Here is a 17,364-nt window from a genome sequence, read left to right on the forward strand (position 1 = left end):
CCGAATAAATTAGCCCTTGAATGTACTGATTATTTCGACTGGGCATAATAATTGCGCATAACAAAACAGTATAACAACATAATAATACACTTTTTATGCCATTTTCTCAACCAATGTTAGACAATTCGCGGTATTTTCATTTTAATATACAAAAAAGCCCTGTGCCGCATAAACACTAGTTTTTGCAGCACAGGGCTCAATTATTAATAAAACTTTTATCAAAATTTCGGTTATTATTCTTCTACAGCAGTAGTCTTGATGTGAAGTTCCTCAAGCTGCTTGTCTGTAACATATCCAGGAGCACCCATCATGATGTCCTGCGCATTCTTGTTCATAGGGAAAGGAATAATCTCACGGATTGAATCCTCACCAGCAAGAAGCATAACCATACGGTCTACACCGGGAGCAATTCCTGCGTGTGGCGGTGCGCCATAGCAGAATGCATTGTACATAGCAGGGAACTTAGCCTTAACATCGTCCTCACCAAGTCTTACCATCTCAAAGGCCTTGATCATAATCTCAGGGTCATGGTTTCGTACAGCACCTGATGAAAGCTCGATACCGTTTACAACAAGATCGTACTGATCTGCTGTGATTGAAAGAGGATCGATCTCGCCTCTCTCTGCCTTAAGAAGTGTCTCAAGACCACCGCTTGGCATTGAGAATGGGTTATGACAGAATTCAAGCTCTCCAGACTCCTCACCGATCTCATACATAGGGAAGTCAACGATCCAGCAGAATTCATATCTCTCTTTATCCATATGTCCAGGAACAGCAGCACCAAAGGTCTTAACAATAACACCTGCAGTCTTCTGAGCAGCTGAAAGCTTACCGGCTGAAAGAACAACAAGGTCTCCTGCCTTAAGTGAAAGAGCTGATACAACAGCATCCTTAATAGGAGCTACAAACTTGGAAATACCTCCAACGAGTTCTCCGTTCTCATCCATTCTGAACCAATAAGCCTTGTTACCTGACTGAACCTCTACATCACCGATAGTCTTGTCGATGAACTTACGGCTCTCCTTGAAGTCAGAAACAACAACAGCCTTAATTCTAACATTTGTATCTGTTCCATCCTCAGCCTTAGTAGCAAATGGTCCAAAGCCGCAATCCTTAAGTGCTTCTGTAACATCAGTTACTGTAAGGTCAATTCTAAGGTCTGGCTTATCTGAGCCATATTTCTCCATAGCCTCAAGATATGGAATTCTTGTAAATGGAGCCTTTGAAGCAATATCATATGTACCGAATTTCTCAAATACTGGAGGAAGAACGTCCTCACATACTGCAAATACATCTTCCTGAGTAGCGAAAGCCATCTCCATATCAAGCTGATAGAATTCTCCCGGGCTTCTGTCTCCTCTTGCATCCTCATCACGGAAGCAAGGAGCGATCTGGAAGTAACGGTCAAATCCTGCTGTCATAAGAAGCTGCTTGAACTGCTGAGGAGCCTGTGGAAGTGCATAGAACTTACCAGGATGCTTTCTTGCAGGAACAAGGTAGTCTCTAGCTCCCTCAGGTGATGAAGCTGTAAGGATAGGAGTTGTGATCTCCATAAATCCATGCTCTGTCATAGCCTGACGAAGTGCAGCGATTACATTGCATCTAAGAATAATATTCTTCTTAACCTCAGGGTTACGAAGATCAAGATAACGATACTTAAGACGTGCTGTCTCATCAGCTTCTCTTGAGTGATTGATCTCAAATGGAAGCTCGTTGTAACGGCAACGGCCAAGAACTGTGATAGACTCAGGCACTACCTCGATATCACCTGTCTCCTGCTTGGGGTTCTTGGAACTACGCTCTCTTACAACACCCTTAACAGATATTGTAGACTCTTTATTGATGGTCTTAGCTTCCTTGACCATCTCCTCAGTTTCAAGGACAATCTGTGTTGTGCCATAGAAGTCACGAAGGACAACGAATCCAAGTCCTGCACCAACTTCACGCATGTTCTCAAGCCAGCCTACAAGAGTAACACTCTCGCCAACGTTTGCCATGCGCAGCTCACCACAGTTATGTGTACGTGATTGCATCATGATATTTACTCCATTTCTTTATAAAAAATAAAAAACAAACAAAAAGAATTGCGTGATATTAGCGAAGTGTCTAATATCACGCAAAACATTTTAATGCATCATTATTCTAGTTGCAAGTTGAATTTTATTTTACCTTGTTGCCACCCCACTCAACTACTGTAAATCCACCTCTGGACGGTGTCTCAAGGTATTGTGGATTGATCTTGATATACTTCTCTGTAGGATACCAAGCCATAAATACTCGTATCGTTGTATCAGGTGCCGGGGTTACTGTAAGCTTTGCATTATTAGTATATGTAGCACCCTGGAAGCTAACGAGGTTATAAGGATTCTTTTCCATCATAGGAAGCCAGAACTCTATGAACTCCGCTCTCTCAGAAGCATTAAGTCCCAAAGTTGTAAGTTTCTCATCGAGGAAGTCCTTGGTGTCCTCGCCCTTTACACAAAAGCCTGAATAAAAGTCATAGGAATAGTTGGGATCCCCTTCCCAGAAAAGATAATCATAAGTCTTACCTTCAAAGGTAATCTTGCCATCTCTATTGGCGGTCACATTCCAGGTCTTATCTGCATTGAACTCAGGAATCAGATCAACCAGATTGCCATTGTAATCAAGGCTTACTGATATCTCGGTATTATCCTCCAAAGGATACAGGTAAATTACAGGCTTAAGATCACCTGAATCCCCTCCGACTGAGTTAGCCCCAACTCCTGTTGTGGCGCATCCAACCAGTCCCAGCATCATTATGGACATAAAAATACCAACAATAGCCTTTTTACTCATAAGCGACACCTCCAAAGCCATCATCCACTACAAAGAATATATCGACAGCTTTATATATATATTATACGTCAAAAGAGGCCTAATTTGTTGCATTTTTATGAACATTAAATTACTTTTTTATGACTTAAACGTTTATCCTATCAGACATCATGCGGCTTTCGCTTCATCAATCCAGCTTAAGCAGCATTTTTAGTACTCTTTCAGCACTTGTCTCCAGATCTTTTCTCTTAAGAGCCTTCTTGTCGATGGCTGCAAGAAGCTGCTCTGTATAGCCGCATCCCATCTTTATATCATTTCCGGCAAGAACTTCCTTGTAGTGCTCACCAAAGCCCCACCAGTCGCTGACAACAACTCCGTCAAAGCCCCACTCGTCTCTAAGAATTCCGGTAAGAAGGTCATGGGACTCTGATGCTCTCTGTCCGTTAACCACGTTGTAAGAAGACATGATGCTCCAAGGCTCTGCCTCTTTAACTATGATTTCAAAAGCTTTTAAGTAAATCTCTCTGATTGCACGCTCTGAAGCCCTTGAATCACTAGCCTTTCTGTTGGATTCCTTGTTGTTAAGGGCAAAGTGTTTGGGAGTTGCGATAATATTGTTACTCTGGATACCGCGAACCATAGCAGCTGCCTGTTTACCTGCAAGGAATGGGTCCTCAGAATAATACTCAAAGTTTCTGCCGCAAAGAGGGCTTCTGTGTATGTTTACCGCAGGAGTAAGCCATGCACCAAAGTTGCATTCCTTGGCCTCTTCTCCACCTGCAACGCCTACTTCATAACAGATATCCTCATTCCAAGTACATGCAAGAAGTGTTGAACATGGGAATGCAGTAGTAACTACTCCAACTTCCGGAGCAATTCTAACACCCGCAGGACCATCACAGGTCTGGGCTGATGGAACACCGACTTCAGGAAGATTTCCGTAGCCAAAGGTATTTGCCATACCTACGTTAGGCTGTCCTCCCAGAAGGTTTGCAAGCTGCTCATTGCTAAGCTGCTTAATAAAATCTTCGAGAGAGACCTTACACTGCGCAACCTCTATGAACATCTTAGGATCATCTTCCTTGGGTGGTAAAAAGAGCTGGAATCTATCCTGAGGTCGTACCAATGGAGTCTTTAAAACATCATGTTCTATAGTTTCCTTCCAGTTCTTTTTCCTTGGGAAGATGGTTGCATAGGTATCAACAGACTTACTCTGAGGAAGCTCCTCGTATGTGCCGTCTGCAAGCATTCTCTTTTTCAGAGATGTTGGAACAAGCTTATTTGTAACCTGCTCTACAACTGTATTCTTGGATAGCTTATAGGTGTACTCAAGCTCTTTTACATCTCTAACTGAGGTTCCAAGGTAGAATTTATACTCACCCTTTTCCAGTATCCATGCAGCTTTTTTCACCTTGCCAAGATCATCGTAGGAAGCCATATCATCCATATAAAGAGCTATGGTGACCTTCTGGCTCTCTCCCGGCTGAAGAAGGCGTGTCTTAGAATAGCCGCCCAGGACTTTGGAAGGCTTTCCCAGTTTTCCCTGAGGCGCACTGTAGTATAGCTGCACTACTTCTTTTCCTGGCATCTTACCGATATTTGTGACTGTTGCACTAACTACAATTGCATCGGCAATATCAGTAGCATCCCCAACAGTAAATTCCTCAGCCTTGTAGTCCTCAAGCAAAAATGTGGTATAGGACAGACCAAATCCAAATGGATAGTTAACCTTCTTTGCTGCCCCCGGAATAGTCTCAAAATATCTGTAGCCAACGTAGATATCCTCTGTATAATCAACGTATTCATCATCTTCATGGAATCCCTCTGTTGAAGGGTAGTCCTCAAGCTTTGCTGCGAAGGTATCTGAGAGCTTTCCTGATGGGTTTTCTTTTCCAAGAAGGATTCTGGCTGCTGCCAGTCCGCCTTCTATTCCGCCCTGCCAAGCCATGAGGACTGATGATATAGCTTCATCATCCTTAAACCAGGTGGTATCCACAACTCCGCCTACATTCATTACTACAATAACGTTGGCAAAGTTTTCTTTTACCTGTTTAACCATTTTCTTTTCAGCATTTGTCAGATAGAAATCGCCGTGATCAAAGAGCTTGTTTCCCTGCTCCACCAGCTCTTTTGCCTCACATTTAATTTCTCTGTCTACTCCTGCCACCTTTCTATCCCAGCCCTCACCAGAGAATCTGCTGATAGAAATAATTGCTGTATCTGTATACGCCGCAGCGTCAGACAGAATGTCATCAGGAAGAGCCGGCTCTTTTACCATGCCGGGAACCACTCCCTGTCTATACTGATCCTGAACGTACTGCTCATAGAATTTTGCTGATTTATCATAAATAGAAACATCTGCTGAAAACTCAGAAAGTCCCTGGTACAGGTTTCTGACATAAGGCACGGTTACATCGCCGCTTCCGCCGCCTCCCTTAACATAGTCAAAGGTTCCCTTTCCGAAAAGAGCTACCCTGGTGCCCTTCCTGATAGGAAGAACGTTTCTATAATTCTTAAGAAGTACCATTCCCTCACAGGCTGCCTGACAGGAAAGGTCAATGTGCTTCTGACTTGCAGTTACTCTTTCTCCGTCTGCTCCCAAAGGAAGGTTTGGTGTGTATTTGATTCTTGCCCATTTTTCCATGATTAAAACCTCTCTGTACGTGAATTTATCATCGTATGCACAATTAGCTTTTATGATACCACTAAAACTGAATTCTACAATTTTACCAAACAAATTATACAGTGAAGGTCATAATTACGTCTGTAAAAAAAACATAAAATGTCCACACAATTTTGATACCATCTCTTGAAATTATATGTTACAGTAATATTGCATAGGAAATAGTTTCCGGTATTTCTTTTACCAAATTCTATAAATATGCGGTTTAATTCGTATTCATCTGCGCAAATTCCAGGATGAATAAATCTCCGAAAGAAAGGATGGTGGTTTTAATGAAGTCAGATTCTCATATATGCAGTAGCGATTCTGCTCCTGGTCGAAGTACCATGCCTAAAACCACCAATTCAATACAAGGAGATTATTATCATGGAATTACAAGAAGAAGAGAAGACCACCGCTGAGATACTGCAGGAACTTCTTGAATCCAGGAAATACACCCTGCTTCGCCAGACCATCTCAGATATGAACACAACAGATATCGCTACTGCGATGAGTGAGATGGAGGACGAGGATTCTCTTAAGATGTTCAGAATCCTGCCCAAAGATATGGCTGCAGATGTATTTGCAGATCTGGAATTGGATGTCCAGCAGTACATCATCAAGTCTCTGTCCGACAGAGAAGCTTCCAACATTATTGACAATCTGATGGCCGACGACGCTACTGACCTTTTGGAGGAAATGCCTGCAAACGTAGTTAAGCGTATTTTGGCCAATGCAAGCCCAGAGACAAGGGCTGATATTAACCATTTGCTTCAGTATCCTGAGGATTCCGCAGGAAGTATCATGACTGTGGAGTACGTAGACCTCAGAGAGGATATGACTGTGGCAGATGCTATTGAGCGTATCCGAAAAAAGGGTGTTGATTCAGAGACAATCAACATTTGCTACGTTGTTACCAGACAGAAAATTCTGGTTGGTACTGTAGCCCTCAGGTACCTTCTTATCATGAAGCCTGATGAGATCATCGGCGATATCATGAATACCAATGTCATCAGCATTGGCACCCTGACTGACCAGGAAGAAGCTGCAAGAATGTTCCAGAAATACGGCTTCACCGCTATGCCTGTTGTTGATGCCGAAACCCGTATGGTTGGTATCATAACCATCGATGACGTAGTGGACATCATGGAAGAAGAGGCTACCGAGGATATCGAGAAGATGGCTGCTATCATGCCATCCGACAAGCCTTATCCAAAGGTTGGTATTTTTGAGACCTACAAGAACAGAATACCCTGGCTGTTATTCCTCATGATAAGCGCAACCTTCACAGGTGCTATCATCACAGGTTTTGAGGATGCCCTTTCAGCATATGTTGTTCTGACCGCATACATTCCAATGCTGATGGATACAGGCGGTAATGCGGGAGGACAGGCCAGCGTTTCAATTATTCGTGCTCTTTCGTTAAAAGAAATAGAGTTTTCGGATCTTCTTAAGATCATCTGGAAAGAAATCCGAGTTGCGGTACTGTGCGGACTTACGCTGTCAGTTGCTAACTTTGCCAAGCTCCTGTTATTCGACAAGCTGGCACTTCCTGTAGCTGCAGTTATTTGCCTGACACTACTGATTGTTGTTCTTATAGCCAAGCTGGTTGGCTGCTGCCTTCCTATGCTGGCAAGTAAGGTTGGCTTTGACCCCGCTGTTATGGCCAGTCCATTTATCACAACCATCGTAGATGCACTGTCACTGCTGGTTTATTTCAACATAGCAACCAACATGCTGCACCTAGTGTCGTAATTTAGTTAACGCTTGTTTCAATAATGTGTTTACAGCCTCCAAGCCGCGCGGTTAAGCTGTTTGCGTTATCGTTATTTCATAAGTTTTTAATAGTAAATTAAGAATATTACACTGTAATATTTTACCTCCATGTTAGATAATTAAAACGGTAGTTTCTATTATCGAATATGGAGGTTTTATTATGGCTAAAGAAACAAAAGTTGCAAGGAAAAAGGGAGAAATCTCCCCAATGAACAGCATTAAGACAAGACTTATTGCTGTTATGCTGCTTCTAGTAGCAGTACCACTCGTAGTATCTCAGATCATCAGCTATATCTCATCTACGAATAAGGCTCTTGAAGATGCTAAGACAGCGCTTGAGTGGCAGGCAAGATATCTTGCAGCAGATTATGTAGATATCATTGATAAGAACCTTACAATTATCCAGTCAATCGCCTCAAATCCTACAACTGTAGTTTACATGCAGGGTACAGCAGGTATCGAAGATCAGGTAATGGTTGATATGCTTGCAGCCGGGGATGCTATCTTAAACGACGGTAACTCTACAGCTATCGCTGACACTACGGGTATGCAGGTTGTAAGATCCACCGGTAAATGCGTAGATGTACATGAAAGAGAATACTTCAAAGAAGCAATGAAGGGTAATGTTTTCATTTCCAATATTATTGTCAGTGCTTCTTCAGGACTGCGCCAGATTACCATGGCCGCGCCTATCAAAGATGATGCCGGTAATGTCCTTGGTGAAGTTCAGAGAAACTACAACCTTCAGACCCTTCATGATTTCCTTGCTTCAGAAACCGAAGATGCCTTCGTTACGGACAGAGATAACGTCATGGCAGCCCATGCCAAGATGGAACTTGGAGTTGACGATGTCTACGACCTTACTGGCGCGCCTTACACCCTTTCTGATGAGGGAACTGTAATTGACGCTAATTCTTTTGAATCAAAACTTATCATGTCCTGGTACAAGGATCCCAAGACCGGGTATACAATGGTTGTTTCCACTGATTACAACAAGGCCATGGCAGCTGCCAAGAATTCAGCAATGCTTACAATCATTATTGGTGTTGTAATGCTGATCATTGCCTGTGTTATTTCACTTCTTATGGCAAACAGCTTCACAGATCCTGTTAAAGCTGTTAATGAATCTCTTGCTCAGCTGGCTGATGGACGTTTTGCCAAGATTGATAAATTTACAGATAGAAAAGATGAATTCGGAACCATGGTCGGAAACACCAACTCTGTAATCGGTAAGCTGGATGAAATCGTTTCCAGCATAAAAGAATCTGCAGGTAACGTTGAGAGTTCTTCTAATGAGCTTTCTGACATGGCCAATCAGATTTCACAGACTGCTGAAGACGTATCCAATGCGGTTCAGGAGATTGCTTCCGGTGCCACACAGCAGGCCGACGAGATTCAGAGTGCCTCTGAAAATGTTGGTTTCATTGGCGATGCTGTTGTAGACGTTCAGTCTTCAACCAATGACCTGGAGGGCCTGGCAGGAAGAATGCAGGAAGCTTCCGAAGCATCCTCTGCATCACTTTCTAATCTGCAGCAGTCCAGCAATGAAATGACCGGTAAGATTGATGAAATCTCTACTACAATTTCTGCAACTCAGACTGCAGTTTCAAATATCAACGATAAGGTTGAAGGTATTGCTTCTATCGCTACTCAGACTAACCTCTTGTCACTTAATGCCAGCATTGAGGCTGCAAGAGCTGGTGAAGCAGGAAAAGGCTTCTCCGTTGTTGCTGAAGAGATTGGTAAGCTTGCCGAAGATTCCAAGAACATGGCTGATGATATCAGAAAAGAAATGGATATCCTTCTTGATCAGTCTAAGGCAGCAGTTAACGCAGCTGAGGCAATCAAAGACAGCAATATCACTCAGCAGTCAGCTCTTGGTGAGACTCTCACGAGTGTAAACAGTATGCTGGAAGATATTGCATCAACAGTAGGCGGCGTTCAGAGAATTTCAAGAGGTGCCAATACCTGCGAAAGTTCCAAGAATGCTGTTGTCGATACAATGAGTGCTCTTTCAGCCATTTCAGAAGAGAATGCTGCATCCAGTGAAGAGACCGGCGCATCAATGCAGGAGTTGTCCGCTACCGTTACTACTCTTGCTGGATCTGCAAACAATCTTAAAGATATTGCAGAAAAGCTCAATCAGGATATGAGCTTCTTCAAATAAAAAGCCATAATAGAAATGTGTATATAAAAGATAAGGGGTACCGCCTGATTGGTGGTACCCCTTTTTATTGGTTGTATTTCTTATCTTGTTATATCAAACTCATAGGCTGTATTGTATGTTGCAACGTATAGCTTGTCACCCTGAACCTCGAACTGGTATGGCGCTGAGTTGACCTTGATCTGTTCAACCTTATCTCCTGTATATTTGTCCAGAAGGTAAATATAATCAGGCTCTGCTGTAAATCCGTAGCCACAGATTAAAGTGTCATCTACAATAACAAAGTTGCTTGCGTTACTTACCTGTGGTTCGCTCTTCCACAGCAGTTCTTTTGTACTAAGATCAATTGCTGCCATGTAGCCGGACCATGGATTTTCTGACGCATATCCCGCATACATAATGGAAACATAGAGAACATCTCCCTCGATCTTGGCCCAGTTTATATAACTGCTGCCGGAAGAATACTCCTGATTCTCCTGATCAGGGCCCATGCACAGTTCCTCAAATCCAAAGTCGTACACTAGGGTGTCGTGAGCTGCATTATATACCTTCAGCTCGTTGTACATATAGTCAAATTCTTTTGCCCAGTCACCATCGTAGCAATAGTTCTCATCTCCGTATGGAAGAGATTTAAGTGAAAATCCATTTTTGTTAGCCCAAACCTCTGTATCAAGCCAGTCTGTCTTATCTTCCAAAGTCTTGGTAAGAGATACGTGCTTGCTTGATGCCGGGCTGGCACTGTCTGATACATATTTTTTCCAGGATGGATTGCTGATTGCGACGAAATTAGTCTCACCATAGTCCTCTCCTGTATAGTCATCCTCTGAAACATCAGCCGGTTCAACCTCAAATGCTTCTTCCTCAAATGCGGTATAAAGCTTGTCTTTTTCCGGAGCAGCATCCAATTGATAAACCTTCTGAATTAGATCCGGATATTCCTCATAGGTTAAAATTACTTCCAAATAACCTGTTGCATATGATGCAATCTCATATGGTGAAAAGACAATGTAAAGGCCCTTTTCATCTACATTCCATGTGTAAGAATCATCTATAAGTTTCTGCTTGAACTGATCAGGATCATCTCCTTCATACTGGAAATAAAAGCTGTCCACTTCTTCCAACACACCCGGATAGTTCTTTTCAAGCTGCAGCCTTATGGCAGGTGGTAAAAGAGTCTCGTTTTCAAGCACACTTGAAAGCTTAAGGTCCTCTCCGGTTACAGGATCGATATTGATTGAATAGTTGTAATGACTTGGATGAGCTCCACCACCGTCATCATAAGTACTTACAATAAGACTTAGAATTCTATCATCAAATCGGTTAACGTAAACCTCTAACTCGCTGCAGAAAACTGCACCCTCGTAGTATTCGTCTGTTGATGCCCAATAGGCGAACTCCGGAACAGTCTCAAGGACGCTTGCACTCCATTTTTCATTTATCTCGTTTACTCTTGCTTCAAGCTTGGGATACTTAGACTTAGTATCCTCTGAAAGAATAATCTCAGGGTATTTACCAGTTGCACACTCTTTGTCGTCAACCTTACAGGTTACGTTGTGGGTAACGATTGCCATTGGAGTGCTAAACTCGTAGGTGCCATTTACATCTCCGGCTCCCTGACTTTTGTCTGCATCTGTCTGCTGAACAACATCTGTGCTGCTACTGTCCGCAGCATTTTGTTCTGTCTGAGTAGAGTCTTCGCTTCCACCCAAGCGGCCTGAAAGTCCACAGCCAGAAAGGGACATAGACGCCATCATGCTCATCGCAATTACTACTGCCACTGATTTACCGGCAGCCTTCCATAACTTCTTTTTCATAACTTTTCTCCTCTTATTGCCTACTACTATTCTTTGGTGTTACTTAATTTCTAACTAATAATCTCAGGTATAATACCGATAGACTCGGCACTCATATGGCCTAAAATACCCCTTCTTGAGTTCAATCTCACTAAGTTCCTGCTCTACGTGATCAAATACTCCGCCGTAGGATACAGGTTCATCAGGATAGTTGCACAACACCAGCTCTCCCCGCTTTCCTGCAAATTTAGCAGGCTTATGTGCCTTAACCGGGAGCCTGGAAAATGAGCATATAACCAAATAGCTCTCTGAGTCAAGGCTTCGCTCATACATGAATATGTTTTTATCCTTAGGAAAATGCTCTGTATAATCGCCGTATATAAGAGTTTTTGAGTTCTTACGAAGGGAAAGGCATTTTCTGTAGAAGTTCAAAATACTGTTCTCATCTGCATCTTCTTTTTTTACATTAACCCTGTGATAGTTGGGGTTAACATAAAACCAGGGCGTTGACCTAGAAAATCCGGCATTCTCTGTGTCATCCCACTGCATAGGCGTTCTGGCAGAGTCTCGGCTTGACAGGTGTATTCGATGCAGGCGCCTTTCCGGATCCTCCTTGAGATGGTAAGTGTGGTAATTGGTAATTGATGAAACATCCACATACTGGTCAATGGACATGAGTTTGATGTTGGTCATGCCTATCTCCTGGCCTTGATAAATAAATGGCGTTCCCTGCTGAAAGATGTAACTTGCAGCCAGCATTGTGCCGCTTTCACGCCAGAAATGCTCGCTTCCGTACCTACTGATGATGCGGGGATGGTCGTGGTTTTCAAGGTAAAGTGCATTCCATCCTTTTCCTGCCAGAGCATACTGCCACTTGGTAAAAGCTTTTTTGAGTTTGATCAGCGAAAATGGCCTGTGAACATACTCTGTGTACAGGCAGTCTGCCATCATATGGTCAAAAGAAAACATCATATCCAGAGACTTGGTAGGCCCTGTCAGATACTTCATTGCTGACTTTACCGTGGTCATGGGTCCTTCCCCAAGCTGGAAACAGTCATAATCATCACAAACCTTGCGAAACTCCGCCAGGTACTCGTGAATATGTGGGCCATCCTTGTAATAAGGCATACCATTAACCGCCGGTAAAAAAGGAAGTCCATTGGGAAGTCCTTCTTTTTTGGAAATGAAGTTTATGACATCTTCTCTGAATCCATCAACTCCCATATCAAGCCAAAAACGCATGATATCTTTTACTTCCTGCCTTACCTTTGGATTGTCCATGTTAAGATCAGGCTGCTTCTTGGCGAATATATGAAGGTAGTACTGACCTCTTTCCTTGTTGTACTCCCAAGCCTTGCCTTCAAAGAGACTATCCCAGTTGTTAGGCTCATCCCGCCAGATGTAATAATCGCTGTAGGGATTATCCTTTCCCTTGCAGCTCTCAACAAACCATGGATGTTCATCAGAGGTGTGGTTTACCACAAGGTCCATTATGACTTTAAGGCCGAGAGCATGAGCTCTTTTCAGGACTTTTTTAAACTGGTCCAGATCTCCGAAATCCGGATGAATGTCCCTGTAATCGGAAATATCATAACCGTAGTCAGCGTTTGGTGACGGGTATATGGGCGAAAACCAGATTCCATCCACCCCAATGGATTTGACATATTCCAGCTTGTCGTAGACTCCGTATAGGTCTCCGATTCCATCTCCGTTTCCGTCTGCAAAGCTTCTTACCCATATCTGGTAGAAGCTCATGGGCTTATACCAGTCGCGTAAGTTTACTCTCTGTATATTGTCAGTGTTCAGATCTATTTCTGAACTTCTATCATCTTCCATAACAACAATCTCCGATCATTTGTTATTATTCGATAGCACTATTGCTACTATTCTCGTAGCACAATCAATTATCATCATACTTCTCATCTGAATAATCTTCAGAGAATGTATCCTTAATCTTGTCGATTCCTTCATTTATATCGTTCTTAAGGTTTTCTACTCCATCCTGAATATCGTTTCGAAAATCTTCAATGTTATCTTTGAATTCCTGGTAGTTGTCCTTAACTCCATTTTTCCAATTCTGATAATTAGCCTTTAGATCATCCCTGAATTCCTGGTAGTTCTCGAGCATTCCCTCTCGGAATTCCCTTGGCATATCCACAAATACTCTCTGTGTTCCGTTGAGAACTGTGGCTGCTGAATTCATGAGATACTCAAAGCTCTGGTGCTTGCGGATTCCAAGTTCTCCGGATTTGGCCATTTCGTTAATTTCTTTATATCTGTCATAGGCTATTCTAACTGCCTGGTCCCAGGAAATATAGATTTCATCCATGGCATTCTGTCCGACCTGATGAAGATGCGGAATATCTCCAGAAATCTGCTCAAGAAGAGCGGCCATGGACTGTGGGTTTTCTTCTATCATGTAGCCGTTTCTTCCATGAGTGATCCCCTCTGCGGCGCAGGAATCCTTTATAAGAACGCTGGCAAGTCCGCAGGCTGCTGCCTCTCTGACTACGATGCCATTGGTATCATAGGTTGATGGGAACAGGAACAAATCTGCCCTGGTATTCCAGGCGCGAAGCTTTTCCCTGTCATGGATCGGGCCGGTAAATATGACTTTTCCTGTGATCCCGAACATAGCATCAGTATGGGCTAATCCACCTTTATCATCATATACATCCATCGATATTCCATAGGACTTCACCAGATTCTGCATTTCCTCAGCATCTGCGCCACCTCCCACGAAGACCATACGGTAATCTATCCCCTTCTTGGAGAGAAGGTTCATGGCATCAACAATAATCGGTAGTCCCTTATATTTCATTAGACGTCCAACAAAGAGAAATAGTGGTATTCCCTCAGGAATATCGTAGGACGTATTAAGTTCTTTTACCATACCATCTGAAGCTCTTCCGCGAGGGAAATCTACGCCGTTAGGCATAACCCTGTATTCGCCCTGATAGCCAAGGGAACGAAGGTTTTCTCCGGCGCCTTCAGATACCACCCACACATCATCGCAAGCCTCAATGTTGCTTACCATGGCTTTAATGGCTTCTTTTTTGAGAATTCCCTCTCCTACAGCCCTTGCAATATCCACATCGAACTTGGTGTGATAGGTGAAAATCACCGGGGCTCCGGTTTCTCTTCTGAGAATTCTGGCCATTATAGCAGATGCCGCAGGACAATGAGTATGGATTATATCAGGCTTAGTCTCCGCCATCTGAGCTATTTCCCTGATGGAAAGCGGATATCCTGTGCGGTATCCCTTTACAAAATCTGTAGTATCAAAACTTGGATATGCCACCACTTTATAAGGATATCCATCATAATTTGCTTCAGGATATTTGGGCGTACCAACCACAACATTTGACTCAAGTTCATTTGTCAAAATGCTTCCGTAGTTCATGACCACATTGGCCACGCCATCTATTACAGGTGGAAAAGAGTCGTTAAGCAAACAGATATTCATAAAATCCCCCATTTCACAACTTATACGCGCTATCTATTTCTCGTATACGCAAATAGCTTGGTTTTTTATATCAATTATCTTTTATCAGGTTTGTACAATTAACCTCTATACGAGTATTAGTGTACATATAATAGTTTATCACATAAGATACATTTCAATCTTTTCATTTACTAGTTTTAAATCAAGCGGCTGTCTTTCCGTTTCCATCGTATAAATGAGGTTCTTTCCTGCTATAATGTCGCTCTTTTCATAATCATATAACTTGGGAAAATTCTTAATTGCATACTCCTCAAAATCTACACGGCCAAAATGCTCTCTCAATTCTGCGTTACGAATTTTTTATGATATGTGTAATCTCATCACTCCTATGGCTCTTTTTATCCAGCTTGCGTGATTAAAAAAATAACCCTCTTGTCTAAGTAACACGCAAAGTTTTCTTATACAAGCTAATGCGTTATTATTTCCGTATTCCTACCTATGTAGCTACACGCAATTTCTTCAGCAAGTGCTGAATGCGTTATATTTTTTTGCAGCTATCCGTTATTGAATAACGCATATTTGTAGCCATTCATTACCTGCGTGTAAATACATAAGATAATACAGTTCTGTACCAGGTCACCCTTCACTTGTAAAGCGAATTATTAAATCATCCTGTTCTTAACAACAATTGAAATCTCATGGCAAGAATACTTCTTGTGCCACTAAGCGAATCGCTTATTTAAGATAATCAAAGACAGCATCGAATATAACTCCTAGTCACTTCAAAGTCAATACTTAAACTTAATAGTTCTAACTGTCATACTTTTGCCCATATTATAATCCTGTCTTTGACAGTTTTAATACCAACTAAAGACGCCAAAAGCCTTAATACATCAGGCTCTTGGCGTTTATTTTTGTGATTCTTGATATATAGTAATATTACCTTTGCTTGCTTTGTTTTTCTATAGTTCTCATATCAGCTTTAGTAATGAATTCGTAATCGGTTCTAAAACCGCATACTTTATGAAGGGCATCAGTAAGTTTATCACGAATGTAAGTTGGCATGTATCCTTGTCCTTTAATGTCTGCAAATTTCATTGATTTCAATTTATCCAAGATTTCTTCACAGGTGTATTTGTTTTCAAGTTGCTTTTCCAATAAACGATAAACAAGTAATGACAGGAAACATATCAGGAAGTGGGCTTCTATTCTGTCATCTCTTCTGATATAGACAGGTCTTGCAGCGAAATCTGTTTTCATGATTCTGAAGCATTCCTCGATCTGCCATCGTCCCTCGCTTACTTTCAAAATATCCTTAACATCATCGTCTATAAGATCTGTACAGACAGCGTAAAGACCGTCATATCCAGCTTCTTCGGCAACCTTTGTCTCGTCAAGATAGTAATGGATATCGGCAACTTCGCCATCTTCAGTACATGCATCCTTCCATATAAAACGGGCTGGATCATTAGGGTTTTTACGATTCTTTTTTAGCTTTCCTTTGTTGATCATAGCCTCGGCACGTTGTACCTGAGCTTCTCTGATTGCCTTTTGATAAGCTGCATATTTGGGCGAATAGGTGATTATGAGTAGCTGATCGATATTTCCGCTGATATAAGGGATTTCTTTGTAGTACAACTCATCAGAATCAGTACTTTCAATTTCTGCAGCAGAAACCTTTTTATTATCCGCAAGCCTTTTAAAACCATCTTTACTCAGTGCGAGTTTTTTGTTTTCTGCATCAAGTTTTTTTATTGACTGGGTGACGATAAACGCTCGTTCTCCTAGGTGGTTAAATTTGCGATTATCGGTTGAACCAAGGCCGGCATCGCTACAGTAAATAAACTTATCATGACCGAACTGCTGAAGGATTTTTGATTCTAAAGGCTTTAATGATTTTTGCTCATTCTGATTCCCGCCAAAAATTGAAAATGCAAGAGGAATACCGTCTCCATCAATGAAAAGTCCCATCTGAACGATTGGGTTAGGCCGCTGTTCCTTGCTTTTGCCATACTTTTTATTACCATCTTCTTGCTCAATTTCGAAGTAGAAGTTAGAGCAGTCGTAGTAAAGTATTCGATCATTTCTTTTACCAAAATAGTTGCTGTTCTTAAAAACTTCAGACTGGATAAAATCCGATTCTTCTGCAAGTACTGATAATGCTCTGTAGATATCATGAAGTTCGTATGTAGGAGCTTCAAGGTATGACTGGGCAGCTTTATATGCAGAAAGTTTGCTACGTGGATCAAGGATGCGGTTATAAACCAGGTCAGAAAGAATGGCATTTAAATCGTATTCGTACTGATGACGTTGTTTGACTGTCTTACAGATCTTATCCAGCTGGAGCTTGTAGTAAACAGCCTGAGGAAACAGATAACCGCCTTCAAATAGTTTGCGCTGTGCATAGTCTAATTCTTTATCTGCGTGGAAAACAACCTGAACAGACTTTGTTTTGCGTGCCTGTTTGTACTTCTTGGTTTCGGCAGCAACTTCGCTGCGGCACCAGGCAATAACATCATCACGAGTTGGGCCATGATCCTTTATTAATTCTGAAAGTGTGCCGAGTTTACGGACAGTAGCAGTGGTGCTTTTTCCAGAATTATCAATAAAGGATTTGGAAATATAGAATGATTCTGAATTCTTGGACTTTGAGATTGTAAGTTTCATGAATAGTATCCCCCCATCCCTTATCATACCACAAATCACTATATATCACTATATATTAAAA

General features: G+C 42.0%; 9 protein-coding genes. 2 read left to right on the plus strand and 7 right to left on the minus strand.

Translation table 11 applies throughout. The annotated features are described in order from the left end of the window. Positions 1-233: 233 nt before the first annotated feature. From aspS to G613_RS0113180, 3 genes are all read right to left on the minus strand, one after another. The gene (gene aspS / locus G613_RS0113170; protein ID WP_029233060.1) at positions 234-2,036 is read right to left on the minus strand and encodes an aspartate--tRNA ligase; all 1,803 of its coding nucleotides are present in this window, start codon (positions 2,034-2,036) and stop codon (positions 234-236) included. A gap of 124 nt (positions 2,037-2,160) precedes the next feature. Beyond that, the gene (locus G613_RS19930) at positions 2,161-2,817 is read right to left on the minus strand and encodes a hypothetical protein (protein WP_029674941.1); all 657 of its coding nucleotides are present in this window, start codon (positions 2,815-2,817) and stop codon (positions 2,161-2,163) included. A gap of 166 nt (positions 2,818-2,983) precedes the next feature. Continuing rightward, positions 2,984-5,440 carry a glycoside hydrolase family 3 protein gene (locus G613_RS0113180; RefSeq protein WP_029233062.1) on the minus strand — a complete coding sequence of 819 codons (2,457 nt, stop codon included), beginning with the start codon at positions 5,438-5,440 and terminating at the stop codon, positions 2,984-2,986. A 405-nt stretch (positions 5,441-5,845) separates the two neighbouring features. Between G613_RS0113180 and mgtE the strand changes: the two genes are divergently transcribed. Continuing rightward, entirely contained in the window at positions 5,846-7,213 is a 1,368-nt protein-coding gene (mgtE, locus tag G613_RS0113185) for a magnesium transporter (RefSeq protein WP_029233063.1), read from the plus strand. A 181-nt stretch (positions 7,214-7,394) separates the two neighbouring features. Beyond that, the gene (locus G613_RS0113190; RefSeq protein WP_029233064.1) at positions 7,395-9,401 is read left to right on the plus strand and encodes a methyl-accepting chemotaxis protein; all 2,007 of its coding nucleotides are present in this window, start codon (positions 7,395-7,397) and stop codon (positions 9,399-9,401) included. A gap of 80 nt (positions 9,402-9,481) precedes the next feature. Here the strand turns inward: G613_RS0113190 and G613_RS0113195 are convergent, their stop codons facing one another. The 4 genes from G613_RS0113195 to G613_RS0113215 all read right to left on the minus strand — a co-directional run bounded on the left by G613_RS0113195 (position 9,482) and on the right by G613_RS0113215 (position 17,303). Then, positions 9,482-11,212, minus strand: a complete 1,731-nt coding sequence (locus G613_RS0113195) for a DUF3298 and DUF4163 domain-containing protein (RefSeq protein WP_029233065.1) — start codon at positions 11,210-11,212, stop codon at positions 9,482-9,484. A gap of 63 nt (positions 11,213-11,275) precedes the next feature. Beyond that, the gene (locus G613_RS0113200; protein ID WP_081647896.1) at positions 11,276-13,027 is read right to left on the minus strand and encodes an alpha-glucosidase; all 1,752 of its coding nucleotides are present in this window, start codon (positions 13,025-13,027) and stop codon (positions 11,276-11,278) included. Between the two features lie 64 nt (positions 13,028-13,091). Beyond that, complete coding sequence (locus tag G613_RS0113205; protein WP_029233067.1) at positions 13,092-14,657, minus strand: glycosyltransferase; 1,566 nt, start codon at positions 14,655-14,657, stop codon at positions 13,092-13,094. 918 nt (positions 14,658-15,575) lie between these two features. Further along, on the minus strand, positions 15,576-17,303 hold the full coding sequence (locus G613_RS0113215; RefSeq protein WP_029233069.1) for an IS1634 family transposase: 1,728 nt from the start codon (positions 17,301-17,303) through the stop codon (positions 15,576-15,578). Between the last annotated feature and the right edge of the window lie 61 nt (positions 17,304-17,364).

The organism is Butyrivibrio sp. VCB2006 (assembly GCF_000420945.1).
Taxonomy (GTDB): Bacteria; Bacillota; Clostridia; order Lachnospirales; family Lachnospiraceae; genus Butyrivibrio.

Excerpts from the sequence above, each read along its gene's own strand:
- aspS (WP_029233060.1), bottom strand. The coding sequence starts at position 2,036 with ATGATGCAATCACGTACACATAACTGTGGTGAGCTGCGCATGGCAAAC.
- G613_RS19930 (WP_029674941.1), bottom strand. The coding sequence starts at position 2,817 with ATGAGTAAAAAGGCTATTGTTGGTATTTTTATGTCCATAATGATGCTG.
- G613_RS0113180 (WP_029233062.1), bottom strand. The coding sequence starts at position 5,440 with ATGGAAAAATGGGCAAGAATCAAATACACACCAAACCTTCCTTTGGGA.
- mgtE (WP_029233063.1), top strand. The coding sequence starts at position 5,846 with ATGGAATTACAAGAAGAAGAGAAGACCACCGCTGAGATACTGCAGGAA.
- G613_RS0113190 (WP_029233064.1), top strand. The coding sequence starts at position 7,395 with ATGGCTAAAGAAACAAAAGTTGCAAGGAAAAAGGGAGAAATCTCCCCA.
- G613_RS0113195 (WP_029233065.1), bottom strand. The coding sequence starts at position 11,212 with ATGAAAAAGAAGTTATGGAAGGCTGCCGGTAAATCAGTGGCAGTAGTA.
- G613_RS0113200 (WP_081647896.1), bottom strand. The coding sequence starts at position 13,027 with ATGGAAGATGATAGAAGTTCAGAAATAGATCTGAACACTGACAATATA.
- G613_RS0113205 (WP_029233067.1), bottom strand. The coding sequence starts at position 14,657 with ATGAATATCTGTTTGCTTAACGACTCTTTTCCACCTGTAATAGATGGC.
- G613_RS0113215 (WP_029233069.1), bottom strand. The coding sequence starts at position 17,303 with ATGAAACTTACAATCTCAAAGTCCAAGAATTCAGAATCATTCTATATT.